11 protein-coding genes are annotated in these 13,771 nt (G+C 67.9%); 1 reads left to right on the forward strand and 10 read right to left on the reverse strand.

Going from position 1 to position 13,771, the window contains the following annotated elements; all coding sequences use genetic code 11:
* Positions 1–14 precede the first annotated feature (14 nt).
* From ACOOGH_RS10825 to ACOOGH_RS10840, 4 genes are read right to left on the reverse strand one after another with little or no spacing between them, the layout of a single operon-like run.
* Positions 15–1,208 (reverse strand): ABC transporter permease, encoded by a 1,194-nt coding sequence (locus tag ACOOGH_RS10825; RefSeq protein WP_420448925.1) that lies wholly within the window; start codon positions 1,206–1,208, stop codon positions 15–17.
* The gene (locus tag ACOOGH_RS10830; RefSeq protein WP_420448926.1) at positions 1,208–2,311 is read right to left on the reverse strand and encodes an ABC transporter substrate-binding protein; all 1,104 of its coding nucleotides are present in this window, start codon (positions 2,309–2,311) and stop codon (positions 1,208–1,210) included. The genes ACOOGH_RS10825 and ACOOGH_RS10830 overlap by 1 nt, the downstream gene beginning before the upstream one ends.
* Positions 2,301–3,425, reverse strand: a complete 1,125-nt coding sequence (locus tag ACOOGH_RS10835) for an ABC transporter substrate-binding protein (protein ID WP_420448927.1) — start codon at positions 3,423–3,425, stop codon at positions 2,301–2,303. The genes ACOOGH_RS10830 and ACOOGH_RS10835 overlap by 11 nt, the downstream gene beginning before the upstream one ends.
* The gene (locus ACOOGH_RS10840; RefSeq protein WP_420448928.1) at positions 3,422–4,555 is read right to left on the reverse strand and encodes an ABC transporter ATP-binding protein; all 1,134 of its coding nucleotides are present in this window, start codon (positions 4,553–4,555) and stop codon (positions 3,422–3,424) included. Before ACOOGH_RS10840 ends, ACOOGH_RS10835 begins: the two co-directional genes overlap by 4 nt.
* 125 nt (positions 4,556–4,680) lie before the next feature.
* Between ACOOGH_RS10840 and ACOOGH_RS10845 the strand changes: the two genes are divergently transcribed.
* Complete coding sequence (locus tag ACOOGH_RS10845) at positions 4,681–5,724, forward strand: DUF3500 domain-containing protein (protein WP_420448929.1); 1,044 nt, start codon at positions 4,681–4,683, stop codon at positions 5,722–5,724.
* A gap of 49 nt (positions 5,725–5,773) precedes the next feature.
* Here the strand turns inward: ACOOGH_RS10845 and ACOOGH_RS10850 are convergent, their stop codons facing one another.
* From ACOOGH_RS10850 to ACOOGH_RS10875, 6 genes are read right to left on the reverse strand one after another with little or no spacing between them, the layout of a single operon-like run.
* A complete protein-coding gene (locus tag ACOOGH_RS10850) occupies positions 5,774–8,236 on the reverse strand; it encodes an efflux transporter outer membrane subunit (protein WP_420448930.1) in 2,463 nt (820 codons plus the stop codon).
* 7 nt (positions 8,237–8,243) lie between these two features.
* Positions 8,244–8,954 carry a TorF family putative porin gene (locus ACOOGH_RS10855; RefSeq protein ID WP_420448931.1) on the reverse strand — a complete coding sequence of 237 codons (711 nt, stop codon included), beginning with the start codon at positions 8,952–8,954 and terminating at the stop codon, positions 8,244–8,246.
* Positions 8,945–9,817 (reverse strand): transglutaminase family protein, encoded by an 873-nt coding sequence (locus tag ACOOGH_RS10860; RefSeq protein ID WP_420448932.1) that lies wholly within the window; start codon positions 9,815–9,817, stop codon positions 8,945–8,947. Before ACOOGH_RS10860 ends, ACOOGH_RS10855 begins: the two co-directional genes overlap by 10 nt.
* Positions 9,814–10,797: an alpha-E domain-containing protein gene (locus ACOOGH_RS10865; protein WP_420448933.1), complete on the reverse strand. Its 984-nt coding sequence runs from the start codon at positions 10,795–10,797 to the stop codon at positions 9,814–9,816. Before ACOOGH_RS10865 ends, ACOOGH_RS10860 begins: the two co-directional genes overlap by 4 nt.
* Positions 10,798–10,821: 24 nt before the next feature.
* Positions 10,822–12,321: a circularly permuted type 2 ATP-grasp protein gene (locus ACOOGH_RS10870; RefSeq protein ID WP_420448934.1), complete on the reverse strand. Its 1,500-nt coding sequence runs from the start codon at positions 12,319–12,321 to the stop codon at positions 10,822–10,824.
* A gap of 24 nt (positions 12,322–12,345) precedes the next feature.
* Positions 12,346–13,755, reverse strand: coding sequence for an ammonium transporter (locus ACOOGH_RS10875; RefSeq protein ID WP_420448935.1), 1,410 nt, complete (start codon positions 13,753–13,755; stop codon positions 12,346–12,348).
* Positions 13,756–13,771: the final 16 nt, after the last annotated feature.

Here is a 13,771-nt window from a genome sequence, read left to right on the forward strand (position 1 = left end):
TTTCTCCGGCCTCCTCAACCCAGGCTCATGCGTTCGACACCCACCAGCCGGTCGTAAAGCAGGTAGAGGACGAGCACGCCCGCGAGGAGGAGCGCGCCGAGCGCGGCCGCCAGCCCCCAGTTGAGCGACGTCTGCATGTGGTAGGCGACCATGTTCGAGATCAGCTGGCCGCTGCTGCCGCCGACGAGCGCGGGAGTGATGTAGTAGCCGATCGCGAGGATGAAGACGAGGAGCGAGCCGGCCCCCACGCCGGGCAGCGTCTGCGGCCAGTACACCCGTCTGAACGCCTGCGCGGGCGTCGCTCCCATGGAGGCCGCGGCCCGCATGTGCAGCGGCGGAATCGAGCGCATGACGGAGTACAGCGGCAGGACCATGAAGGGCAGCAGGACGTGCGTCATGGCCACCAGCGTGCCGGTCATGTTGTAGACCATCGCGAGTCGGCCATCGTCGCCGACGAGCCCGATCGCCACGAGCACGTCGTTGATCACCCCCTGGGTCTGGAGAAGGACGATCCAGGACGTGGTTCGCACCAGGAGCGAGGTCCAGAAGGGGACGAGCACGAGGGCGAGCAGAAGGCCCGCTCGCCGTGGCTTCGCATGGGCGATGAGGTGGGCGATCGGATAGCCGAGGATCAGGCAGAAGACGGTGATCGCCAGACTCACCAGAAGCGTACGCCAGAAGAGCGGCAGGTAGATGCGGCGCTCCTCGGGCTGGCGAGCCACGGAACCGTCCGGCAACCGCTGCATATCGACGGCATTCAGGTAGTGCCGGGCCGTGAAACGCTCGCCCGCCCCGCGGATCGCGTGCCAGGTCGCCGGCTCGACCCAGGCGGAATCGATGCCTGCGAGGGCATCGCGCCACGGCGCCCCCGTCGCATCCTGGAGACCCCGGGCGGTGCGCGTGAACACGCTGCGCAGCCCGCTCTGCAGCCGGTTGACGCGGCCGGCGACCTGCCCCAGCGTCCTCGCCTCCCGCGCCGATCCAAGTTCCCGGGCCGCCGCTTCGTACACCGGCTCGGGAGGCAGCCCTTCCCCGTCCCACTCACGCAGCGCGGTGAGGGTCGCGGGCAGCGCATCCGCCACCACCGGGTCGTGGACGCTCCGCATCAGCATGGTCCCCAGCGGGGCCAGGAAGGTGACGCCGAGAAAGACGAGGAGCGGCAGCACGAGCCCCATCGCCCGCAGGCGTTCGCGAGGAGCCGGACCCATCAGCGCGCCAGCCAGGCGCTGAAGCGCTCGTTCAGCGCGTCCTGGTTGTCCACCCACCAGGCCCAGTCCCTCCGGAGCGCGCGCGCCAGATTGGGGGGATGCGTGGGCAGGTGCGGTCCCATCTCCACGCCCGTCTCGAGATGGGTGGTGATCAGCGGCGCGGCCGAGGCCCGCGAGGGGCCGTACGAGATCCTGCGGCCGAGGGCCGCGAGAGCCTCGGTGGTGCTGGCGAAACTCACGAGGCGCATCGCCTCCTCGAATCTCGGCGTGCCCGCGACGACGGCCAGCTGATTGATGTCCAGGACCTGTCCGTCCCAGACGATCGCGAACGGCTGGTTCTCGAGCATTTGGGCGTTGAAGATGCGGCCGTTGTAGGCCGTGCTCATGACGACCTCGCCGTCCGCGAGCATCTGGGGCGGCTGGGCGCCCGCCTCCCACCACACGACCTGGTCCTTGATCGTGTCGAGCTTGCGAAAGGCCCGATCCAGGCCCTCCGCCGTGTCCAGTAGGGCGTACACGGCCTCCGCCGGAACGCCATCCGCCAGGAGGGCGAATTCGAGATTGACCATGGGGACACGGCGCATCCCGCGGCGCCCGGGGAACTTCTCGAGATCGAAGAAGTCGGCGATCGTCTCCGGTCTGGCGCCGGGGAAACGGCTTGTGTCATACGCGTAGATCGTGGACCAGACGACACCCCCGACCCCGCAGTCGGAGAGGGTCCCGGGCGCAAAATCCTCCGCTGCCGGCGTACCGTCCGTTCCGGCGGGCAGCAACTCCTCATCGATGTACTCCAGCAGCCCCTCGTCGCAGGCGACCGTCACTTCCGAAGCGTTGAGGTCCACGACATCCCAGTAGACGTTGCCCACTTCCACCTGGGCCCGGATCTGGGCCAGACCGCCATTGAAATCCTCGACGGCCACCCGGATCCCCGTGGCGGCGGTGAACGGTTCGTACCACGCCTCCGTGCTCGCTTTCTGATACGAGCCACCGTAGGAGACGGCGGTAATCGATTGCGCGGTCGCGGGGCCGGCGAAACATGCGAGGAGAACGGCCGTGCAGGCGGACGTGCGCGCCACGGCACGCGCGAGCGGGTCAGTTCGCACGGGTCAGCCAAGCGCTGAAGCGCTCGTTCAGCGCATCCTGGTTGTCCACCCAGAATTCCCAGTCGTTCCGCAGGGCGCGCGCGATGTTGTCGGGGCTCGTCGGCATATGGGGCGCCATCTCGACGCCGGTGGCCAGGTGGGTGGTGACGAGCGGTTCTCCCGACCGGCGGGCCGGACCATAGGAAATCCGGCGCGCGATCGCAGCCAGCGATTCTCCGGTCGTGGCGAAGGCCACGAAACGCCGCGCGTCTTCAAGGCGCGGCGTGCCCGCCACGATGCCCAGCTGGCCGTAGTCGAGAACCTGGCCGTCCCACACGATGACGAACGGCTGCTCCTCGAGGACCTGGGCGTTGAAGATGCGGCCGTTGTAGGCCGTGCTCATCACGACCTCGCCGTCCGCCAGCATCTGGGGCGGTTGGGCGCCCGCCTCCCACCAGACGACCTGGTCCTTGATCGTATCGAGCTTGTCGAAGGCGCGGTCGAGCCCCTCCGGCGTGCCGAGCGTGGCGTACACGTCCTCGAGCGGGACCCCGTCCGCGATTAGAGCGAATTCGAGGTTCACCTGCGGCACGCGGCGCATTCCGCGACGGCCCGGGAACTCCTCGAGGTCGAAGAAATCCGCCATCGTAGCGGGTTGCTCGCCCGGGAAGAGGTCGGCGTTGTAGGCATACACCGTGGAGTAGAAGAGCATCCCTGCCCCGCACTCACCGTGCATCTCCGGGTAGAAGTCCTCACGGGCAAGCGTCCCGTCGAGGGCCGGTGGCAGCATGTCGATGTCGATCCGCTCCAGTAGACCCTCGTCGCAGCCGCGCATCGCGTCGGCCATCTCGAGGTCCACGACATCCCAATACACGGCGCCGACATCGACCTGCGCCCGTACCTGGGCCAGCCCGCCGTTGTAATCCTCCATGTCGACGCGGATCCCCGTCTCCTCCATGAACGGGATCTGAACCGCCCCGCGATACGCGCGGCCGTAGGATCCTCCCCACGACACGGCCGTGATCGACGGTCCTTCGGGAGCCTGGGGTCCGCAGGCCTGGATGAACGCGGGAACGGCAGCCCCGACGACGAGGACCAGGGCGCGCGTACAGTGGATCGGACGCCTCTTCTTCACGTGTCTTCCCCTTCCCCCTCGAAGTCCAGCGCGCGGCAGTCGTTGACAGTCCAGCCGATTCGAACGGCGTCGCCCACCATCATGGCGCCGTGGCCGACGATGTTGGGGATCTTCGCGACGACGTCGCGACGACCGCACGCGGCGAGACGGACGCGCAGGTGGTCGCCGAGAAAGGTCATGTCCTCGACCGTGGCATCGACCACGTTGTGGTAGAGTCCCTCACGGGGTGCGATCGCGATGCGCTCCGGGCGGATCGAGAGCGTGACGTGGTCACCGGGCTCGCACGGGGCGATGCGGAAGGCCCGGATGCGCTCGCTTCCGACCTCCACTTCGCACAGGTCGTCCTCCAGGCGAGCCACCCGGCCGTGGAGTCGGTTGTTTTCGCCGATGAAGCGGGCGACGAAAGCGCGCTCGGGCTCTTCGTAAAGGCCCTCCGGACCGGCGATCTGCTCGATACGGCCCGCGTTCAGGACGGCGATCCGGTCGGACATCACCATCGCCTCCTGCTGGTCGTGGGTCACGTACACGACGGTCACCCCCAGCCGCTGGTGGATGGAGCGGATCTCGTATTGCATCTCCTCACGGAGGCTGCGGTCGAGCGCGCCGAGCGGTTCGTCCATCAGCACGAGATCGGGTTCGAACACGAGGGCCCGGGCGATGGCCACGCGCTGCTGCTGGCCGCCGGAGAGCTGCCCGGGCCGCCGATCCTCAAGCCCGCTCAGGCGGACGAGATCCAAGGCACGAGTGACGCGCTCACGGCGCTGGTCCTCGGCGATGCCGCGTACTTCCAGCGGGAAGGCGAGGTTCGCGCCCACGGTCATGTGCGGAAAGAGCGCATAGTTCTGGAACACCATCCCGATCCCCCGCTTCCGGGCCGGGAGGTCCTGGACGGAGCGACCGGCGATGCGGATCGCGCCGGACGTCGCCGTCTGGAAGCCCGCCAGCATCATCAGGATCGTAGTCTTCCCCGAACCCGACGGACCGAGCAGGGTCACGAACTCGCCCTTGCCGATGCCGAGGTTCAGATCGTCCACGACGAGCGTGCGGCCGTCGTAACTCTTGCTCACGCCCTCGAACTCCACGTGCATGGCGTGACTGTCGCTCTCCGCGCCGTTGGAACCCGCGATCATCTGGCGATTTCGTCTCGTTTTCCGGAATATGGGATGGTGCTGCACCCCGGTTCGGGGTGGACCAACTTGAAGCCGCCGACATCAATCCGCGAGGGCGCGCGGCCGTGGTGAGCAGAGGAGGAAAGATGAAGATCAGGAATCGGACGGCGGGACGGGTCACGTGGGCGGCCTGCCTGCTCGTCCCCGTCGCGGCGTTGGCGCTGGCGGTCGGAGGAGAACCGACCGAGAAGATGGACTCGGCCTCCGCCGCGCAGGCCTTCGTCTCCCTGCTCGACGAGGCGGGACGGGGGAAGGCGCTCTTCTCTCTCGAGGACGAGGAGCGCTTCAACTGGCACTTTGTCCCGAGGTCGCGGAACGGACTGCCGCTAGCCGACATGACGACCGAGCAGCGAGGCGCCGCGCACGATCTCCTTCAGGCCGCAATGAGCAGCCAGGGCTTTCTGAAGGCGAGCGCGATCATCGAACTGGAGCGAATCCTCGGACTCCTCGAGGGGCGGCCCGAGCGCCGCGACCCCGAGAACTACTACGTCGCAATCTTCGGCGATCCGTCGGCGGAGGGTCCGTGGGCATGGCGGTTCGAAGGGCACCACCTCTCCCTCAACTTCTCGTCGCCTTCGGGCTTGCTCACGGTGACGGGGCCCGCGTTCATGGGCGCGAATCCGGCGCGCGTGCCATCGGGTCCGAAGGCCGGCTGGCGGCCACTGGGGCGGGAGGAAGACCTCGCCCGCGCGCTGATGCGGAGCTTCACGCCCGACCAGCGGGAGCGTGCGACCATCGCGGCCGAGGCGCCCAGCGACATCCTCACCGGCAACGACCGCGAGGCGCGGCTCGACGCGTTCGAGGGCCTCCCTGCCGACGCCATGACCGCCGAGCAGCGCGCGATCCTGTTCGAGATCGTGCACGAATACGTGGGGAACACGACGACGGACTTCGACTGGATGGTGCGGGTCGAGAACGAGATTCCGGCGAGCGACATCCACTTCGCCTGGGCGGGGTCGCTGGAACCCGGCGAGGGACACTACTACCGCGTCCACGCCCCCGTCTTCCTGATCGAGTACGACAACACACAGAACGACGCCAACCACGTCCACTCGGTGTGGCGAGACCTGGAGAACGACTTCGGGGGCGACGCGCTCGCGCGCCACTACGAGGAGTCCGACCACCACTAGCTAGCGGGCCGCGGCGGAGACCTCCTCCGCGGCTACGCCGGGTTCAGCCCTAGCGGCCGATGATGCTCAGGAAGCGGGGGTCGTCGCGTATGCTCTCGAAGTCGTCATCGTTCGGGAGCGTGCGCCGGCGTCCGGGATTCAGCTCGACCGCCCTCTCCAGAGCGTCGAAAGCGAGGTCCTCGCGGCCGGCTTCGACGAGGATCGCGGCCATCGACACCCACACGTTGTCGTTCTCGGGTGACAAGGCGGAGGCTCGCCGCGCAATCCCCGCGGCCCCGCGCAGGTCGCCGTCCCGCCGCAGCCGGGCGGCTTCGCGCAGCATCTGGCCCGAGCGGTACATGTTGAGGACGCGGCGCAGTTCGGCGAGCGGTTCGTCGTGGTCGTCCACGCGGATGTCGACGACGCGATCGCTGTAGCCGCCGTTGACCCGCGGCGCCACGACCAGGATGGCGCCGGACTGCATCCCGCGCGCGTCGCCGCCGGCCGCCTGGGCAGCGTCGAGCGCGTCCATGAGCCGCTCCGCCAGCGGGCCGGTGGACGATTCGAACGAGGCCGCCATCGCGTCGACGACTTCGGGCCCGGTGAGGATGTTCCCCTGCGCGCAGTAGTCCACGCCACACTTGTGACCCTTCCAGTCGCTCGCGCCGGTGCCGGTCCAGGCCGCAGTCCGTCCCTGCTGGTCGAGGATCGAAACCTGGCGGCGATCCCGGCCCTCGTCGCTCCCCACCATCATCTCGAGCGCTTCCTCGGGTGAGTAGCCGGCCTGGAGGAGTTGGATGCCGATCGCCCCGTACATGGGGTTCGCGGCGGCCTGGTGCGCGATGATCACGAGTCCGCCCTTCGCGTGCATGGCGCGATTCCCTGCCCCGAACGCCTTCGACTGCACGCCCATCCCCAGTTCGCCGGTCGCGGGATCGCGCCCGATGATCGAGAAGGTCCCCAGGTAGTTCGGGTCGAGGAGGTTCTCGCTGTTCCCGGTGGCCGGAACCATGCGCGGCTCGGGGACCGCCTCGGCCGAAGCCCAGGCGCCGCCCAGCGCCCGATGGACCGCCAGCCTCGCCAGGGCCAGATCCCGCGTCGCACCCGCCAGCGCCGCCTCCACGTTCAGGAGCGTGCGCAGCGCGTCGAGGTAGTCGGTGTAACCCACGACCCCCGACTCGTATCGCTGCGACTGCAGGTCCCTGGTAGCCCGCGCTTCCTCGCGCTGGGAGGCGAGGAAGGCGTGCCGCCGGGTCTCGTTCTCCAAGCCGGCGAGCGCCGTTTCCACTTCGTTCACCGCCGTGACCACCGCCCGCCCGTATGTCGCCGCGGCCTCACCAAAGCGGCCTTCGGCAAGCGCGAGATTGTTCCGGAGCCGGCCGCCCTGGAAGATGGGCGCAATCAAGTTCGTGATCAGATTCGTGAACCACTGTTGCGCGTTGAAGAGTTCGCCGGCGTCGGCGCTGGCCAGCCCGATGGAACCGGACAGCGAGAGCGACGGAAGCAATTGGGCGCGGCGTGCGCCGATACTGTAGCGCGCCGCATCGAGGCGCTGCCCGGCAGCCCTCACGTCGGGCCGCTGGAAGAGGAGATCCGCCGGAACCCCGGCGGGGACGGGATCCGCCGCGAGCTCCGGCGTGAGAGCTTCGGGCAGGAGCGCCTCCACATCCTCCCGATAGCCGCCCATCAGAACGGCCAGTCGAGCTTCGGCGTTCGTGAGCTGCGTCTCAAGTTGTGGCAGCCCCGCCTGCGTGTTCCTGAGGTCCTGGCGAACCAGGGACAGCGTCCAGGAGTCGATGAGGCCCCGGTCGTAGCGCGTCGAAGCCAGCGACTCGCGTTCGAGCAGCACGTCCACCGTCTCGGTCGCCAACTCGGTCTGCCGCCGCAGGCTGACGATGTCGAAATACGTGGTGATGGTCTCGGCCAGGATGCCGATGCGCGCCGCATGGAAATCCGACTCCGAGGCCAGGTATTCCGAGCCCGCGGCCCGGGCGTCGTTGCGGGCGCGTCCCCAGAAATCCAGCTCGTAGGCGAAATCCGCGCTGACCGAATACGTCGTCAGCTCGATTCTCTCGGGAAGCGCGAAACCCGCGATCGTATCTCCCGGACTGCCCAGCCCGAGGGCCTGGATCTGGGCGCCGATGCCGGCGTCCGTCGGCGTGTCGATGTCGTTGACGGCGGCGCTCGCCCCCACGCTGGGGAAGAGGTCGGCCCGCGCCATGCGCGCCCTGGCGCGAGCCTGTTGAACGCGCGCGACGCCGGCGGCAAGGTCGAAATTGGAGGCGAGCACGGAATCGACGACGGTGTTGAGTACCGGGTCCCGGAACGTCGTCCACCACTCCAGCGGCTCGTACGTCCCCGGCTGCAGCCTGGCCGAGAAATCGTCCGGCATCTCCGCCACCGGCTCCGGAAGGGACGGCCCCGGAGCCAGGGAACAGGCGGAGAGCAGCAAGAGCGGGGCGGCCCGCCCCAGTCTCGCCAGTCTCGCCAGTCTCGCCAGTCTCGCCACAAGCGGTACTCCCCTGCGCGTCACCGCGTGCTCAGGGCGCGAGACTGAAGCCGAACACGAGGTGCGCGCGCTCCTGGTCGGGATTCAGGATGTAGGCGACGCTCACCGGCACAGCGAAGGTCTCCGTGATCGCGAGGTCCTTGCTCGCCGTGATGCCCACGTTGACGAGAGCAGCCTCCTCGGTGCCGTAGAAGTCGCTCTCGCCGCCCACGAACCCCATGTGCAGCCCGACACCCACTCCCGAGACCTCGAAGGGCACGCCCACCTCCGCGTACAGCACGCTGCTCTCGGTGAGCAGGCCGCCGAAAAGGGAGATCGGAAAAGTCTCCGGACCCGTGAAGCCGAGCGACATCTCCACCGTGTGCGCCTCGCCGTCCCCGAATCCGGCGTCGGCGTCGGGCGAGGGGAAGTAGTAGTCGGTGATGCCGACCGCGACGGAGAGGCCGGATGAGGCCGTCACCGTGTAGGTCGCCCAGAGATCGTTCTCGTTCGCGGAGGCGCCCGACGCGGAGATGGAATACGAACCCCATGCGCCGAACTCGAGCCCTCCCGCCGCGAAGGTGAGCGCCGGTTGCACCGCCATGGATTCCCCGAAGTCGACGCCGCGCCAGACGTAGCGGCTGACGACGTCGGCCCCGATGGAGGCGGACTGGCCCCACACGGGGGCGGCGAAGACGAAGAGGGCCGCGACGGCGAGGCCAGGGCCCCGGAACCGATTCGAATCAGTGCGGATTACGGACACGATTCTTCTCCTCTCTCGATGGTGACCCGGGTACGGAGCATGGACTCCGCCGAACCCCGGAAGACGCCGCGCGTGGGCGGAACGTCGGCATAATCGCGGCCCACCGCGACCCTTATGTGACGCACGTCACACTGTGTGTCGTTGGTCGGATCGAAGCCGATCCACCCCACCCCGGGGAGCCAGCTCTCGACCCACGCGTGGCTTTCGCCGGTCGTAACGTCACCTTCGCGCTCAAGATCGGGACCAAGGTAGCCGGATACGTAACGGGTCGGGATCCCCCAGCCCCGGAGGATCGAAGCCATCACGTGGGCGTAGTCCTGGCACACACCCTCCCGGCTTTCAAGGATGCGCTCGATCGGCGAATCGACGGCGGTCGTACCTGGAATATAGTCAAACAGCTCGTGCAGCCGACTCCGCAGGGCAACGGCGGTCGCAAGCGGATCGTCCCCGCGCTCGAGACCGCAGCTACTGATGAAGTCGGCGAGGACCGGCGAAGCACGGACGAAACGGCTCGGCTGCAGCATGAGGCCGAGGTCGGGAGTGCCCGCCTCGTCGCCGAGCCGGGCCCAGCCATCTTTTCCGACCTCGATGGGCGACTCCGGTATCGGCCCCACCTCGACGGTCGAACGCCCGACAATCGAGAGGCGGCGATGTGTCCCGGGCCGATCGAAGAAGTGCCCGCGGTTGTGGAAGGGTCCCTCGAACTCGAACACGGCCCCGGACGGATCAGTCTCGATCTCGAACCCGCGCACGACCTGAGTGCGGTCCTGCGCCGGGTGCAGAAAGAGCGTCATCACGGACGCCTGAACCGGCGCACTGTACACGAACTCGATCGCGTGCTCGATCGTGTAGCGCGCGATCATGCCGGGAGCCCCACGGCCACCGGGTAATCGACGTACCTGGCCTGGACAAGGTCGTGCAGGGCCCGGCTGTCGCGTGTCAGAGAGTCGAAGACCTCCCCGGGCGCAACAGGGGACGCGGCGTCGGCTTCGCCCATTTCGAGTTCGATGGTCGCCGCCATGCGAAGCACCATGCGATGGGGCGGCGCGAGCGGAGGGCGTCCGCCCGCGGGATCGATCCCCCCCAGCACGGACTCGATGCGATCGGTCGCGTAGCGCAGGGAACGGGCGACCTCCGGGTTTCGTATCAGAAAGCCGAGCACGGGGCCACGGTGCAGCGTGAGCGACCGGTCCCGGCGGTAGGGTTCGAAAGCACCGCACACGCGCAGGAGATCGGCCCAGGAGAGGACGAGGCCATCGCCCTCCGGCCGGGCGATCCGGTCCCACACATCGAGCAGTACGATCTGCTGCTGCAGACGCTCGACGTACCGGCCCAGTTCAAGGAAGCGCCACGCATCGTCCCGCGCCATGTTGGCGTCCACGACGCCCGCCAGCAGACGGAGGCGGTCGATGGCCTGGCTCACGAGAGCCACCGGTCCCTCACCCCACACGTCGGCGAACTCCGTCTCCTGAAGCCAGAGGTATCCCTGGTTCAGGCACACCCACACGCGCAGGGGCAGCCGGGGACGGATCTCCCTCGCGTTCTCCCTCGCCATCCCCCAGCACGAGATCATCGACGCCGGATTCGTCGTGTCCTCGACGAGACCGCCCGTCAACGTGTAGGCATCCGCGATGAGGAAAGCTTCGGCCTCGTCCACATCGGCCGGCGCCTCGGGCGGGGACTGGCTCAGCGCCCGGTACACGACGTGCCATCCGAGGGCGATTTCGTCGGCGTCCGTATCCACGAGCCGTGCCAACTGATACTCGAGCAGGCGGGCCGTGTTCTCGGTCCGCTCCGCGTAGCGGCCCAGCCAGTAGAAGTTCGCCGCCATCCGGGCTAGCATCGTCCGTCGCCTCTCTCCCGGCCGCTACTCACGCAGGATCCAGAGGTCCTTGCAGCCTCCGCCCTGGCTGGAGTTCACGACCAGGCTCCCCTTGCGCAGCGCAACGCGGCAAAGCCCCCCGGGCACGACGTGCTGCCTGTCTTTCCCCTGGAGCACGAAGGGACGCAGGTCCACATGGCGGGGCTCGAGGCGTCCGTCCACGAAGCAGCCCGCTCGGGAAAGGGGCAGCGCCGGCTGCGAGATATAGTTCGCCGGGTCATTCCGCAGGTGTTCCCCGAACTCCTTTCGTTCGGCCTTCGTCGCGTGCGGACCCACGAGCATCCCGTAACCGCCCGACCCGCCGACCTCCTTTACGACGAGACTCTCGAGGTTGTCCAGCGTGTAGGAGAGACCGTCCGGCTCCCGGCAGAGGTGCGTCTCCACGTTGGCCAGAATCGGGTCTTCGTCCAGGAAATAACGGATGATGCGCGGGACGTACGCGTACAGCCCCTTGTCGTCGGCCACGCCCGTGCCCGGCGCGTTGGCGAGCACCAGGTTGCCGGCGCGGTAGGCGTGGAAGAGGCCGGCGGCCCCGAGCACGGAGTCTTCCCGGAAGGCGACCGGGTCCAGAAAATCGTCGTCGATCCGCCGGTAGAGGACGTCGATCCGCCGCAGACCCGCGGCCGTGCGCGCGTACAGCGTCGCGTCGTGTACGATGAGATCCCGTCCCTCGACCAGGTCGATCCCCATCTCCCCGGCGAGAAACGCGTGCTCATAGTAGGCGGAGTTGTACCGGCCAGGGGTCAGCACCGCCATGCGGGGCGTGTCCGCCCTCGTCGCGAGCGACGCCAGCGTCGAGTAGAGGCGCTCCGGGTAGTCCGCCACTTCTCGGACGCCGTATGCCCGGTACAGGTAGGGGAAGGCCCACTTCATCGCCGTGCGGCAGGCAAGCATGTAGGAAACGCCCGACGGCACGCGGAGATTGTCCTCCAGTACCGCGAACGTATCGCCCGCGCGCACGATGTCCGTCCCGCACACGGCTACGTAGACATCGTGCGGCACCTTCATCCCCTGCATCTCGAGACGGTACTGGGGGCAGCCGAGCACGAGGTCGACGGGGACGACGCCATCCCGTAGCGACTTCCCGTCGTGGTAGACGTCGTGCAGGAAGAGGTTGAGGGCGGTGAGACGCTGCTTCAGCCCGCGCTCGATGTGATCCCACTCCTCGGCGGTAATGAGGCGCGGCACGCAGTCGATGGGGATGATCTGCTCGGAGACGTCTTCGACGCCGAGCACCGTGAACGTGATCCCCTCATGGACGAACCGGCGGTACACGCCGTCCTGGAGTCGCTCCAGATCCTCGGGGGGGATTTGGGAGATGGCGGCCGCGAGGCGGCGCGCCCGCGCCCGGGGCGTACCGTCCTCGTGAAACAACTCATCGTGAAACGTCGAATCCAGCTCGTAGTGGCGGAAAGGCCCGGACCCCGCCGAGATGGCGGGGTCCGGGTCGGCATAGCCGTGATCGACAAACTTCACCGTCGACATTGAACGGTACTCGTCGAGGGACGCTCAGTCCGCGTCGCGGAAGTCGTTGTCGTCGTCCGGATCCACCATGAGGACGAATTCGGGATAGGCATCGAGCCCGAGTTCCGCCGCATCCTGGCCGATGCTCTCGACGCTTCGCGACACGCGTACACCCATCGCCCTGTCCAGTACCATCCAGAGGATCCATGAAGTGGAAAAGGCGAATGCGCCGACGGCCGCGACGCCGGCCAGCTGCACCCAGAAATCGCCGCCGGCCGCGATGCAGGTGGCCAGAGTGCCCCACACTCCGGCGAAGAGGTGCGCCGGCACCGCGCCGACCACGTCGTCGATCCGCCTGACCTCCAGCACCTTCAGTCCGATCATGCACAGGAAGGAGCCGACGGCGCCGATCAGGATCGCCCACAGCGAGTTCGTGATGTTCGGTCCCGCCGTGATTGCCACCATGCCGGAGATTGCCCCGTTGAGCGTGGCGAAGAGGTCGACCCGGCCGAGCAAAGGCCTGGAGAGGCAGAGCGCCGTGATAACACCGGCCGCGGCAGCGAGGTTCGTGTTCACGAGGATGTTGCTCATCGCAACCGCGTTGGCGACGCCCGAGAGGGCGAGTTCGGAGCCGCCGTTGAAGCCGAACCATCCCATCCAGAGGATGAACACGCCCAGCGTGACGGCGGGGATGTTCGACGGAGGGGTCAGCTTGACGGAGCCATCCCTTTTGAACTTGCCCCAGCGCGGACCCACGACGAGCGCGCCGGCGAGCGCGGCCCAGCCGCCTGTCGAGTGCACGATCGTCGAGCCGGCGAAGTCCGTGAAGCCCAGCTGGGCGAGCCAGCCGCCGCCCCACGTCCACGCGCCGACGATGGGGTAGATGATCGCAGTGAGCCCGGCGACGAAGACGAAGAAGGTCCACAGCTTGACGCGCTCGGCCAGCGCCCCGGAAACGATCGAGGCGGTCGTGGCGACGAAGACCATCTGGAAGAACCAGTCGGACATGACGGCGTAGCCGTTCTCCGTCACGGCGGCGGCTGCCCCTTCGTTCCCGCCGAGGAGGGCCACTTCGTCGGCCGACGGACCGTAGAGGAAGCCGATCCTCCCGATCAGATCGCCGACATCCACGTACATGAGATTGTAGCCGATGACGTAGTAGGTGAGGCCGGCGATCGCGTAGAGTCCGATGTTCTTCATGCAGATCATCGAAGCGCTCTTCGACCGCACCGAACCGGCCTCGAGCATCGTGAACCCGGCACACATCCACATCACCAGCACGCCCCAGACGAGGAACGAGTACGTGTTGAGGACGAAGCCGAGATCTCCAATGCCGTCCTGCGCGGCAAGCGCCGCTGGTGCGAGTAGGAGACTCGCGCCGGAAAGCAGCGCGATGGAGGCGAGATTCCTTCCCGCCGTTAACCGGCGGAACCAGCGTATTCGATGGGTGCTCACAGCGGCTCCTTCCTCA

The organism is Candidatus Palauibacter sp., assembly GCF_965213655.1.
Taxonomy (GTDB): domain Bacteria; phylum Gemmatimonadota; class Gemmatimonadetes; order Palauibacterales; family Palauibacteraceae; genus Palauibacter.

Excerpts from the sequence above, each read along its gene's own strand:
- ACOOGH_RS10860 (WP_420448932.1), bottom strand. The coding sequence starts at position 9,817 with ATGATCGCGCGCTACACGATCGAGCACGCGATCGAGTTCGTGTACAGT.
- ACOOGH_RS10840 (WP_420448928.1), bottom strand. The coding sequence starts at position 4,555 with ATGATCGCGGGTTCCAACGGCGCGGAGAGCGACAGTCACGCCATGCAC.
- ACOOGH_RS10865 (WP_420448933.1), bottom strand. The coding sequence starts at position 10,797 with ATGCTAGCCCGGATGGCGGCGAACTTCTACTGGCTGGGCCGCTACGCG.
- ACOOGH_RS10825 (WP_420448925.1), bottom strand. The coding sequence starts at position 1,208 with ATGGGTCCGGCTCCTCGCGAACGCCTGCGGGCGATGGGGCTCGTGCTG.
- ACOOGH_RS10870 (WP_420448934.1), bottom strand. The coding sequence starts at position 12,321 with ATGTCGACGGTGAAGTTTGTCGATCACGGCTATGCCGACCCGGACCCC.
- ACOOGH_RS10845 (WP_420448929.1), top strand. The coding sequence starts at position 4,681 with ATGAAGATCAGGAATCGGACGGCGGGACGGGTCACGTGGGCGGCCTGC.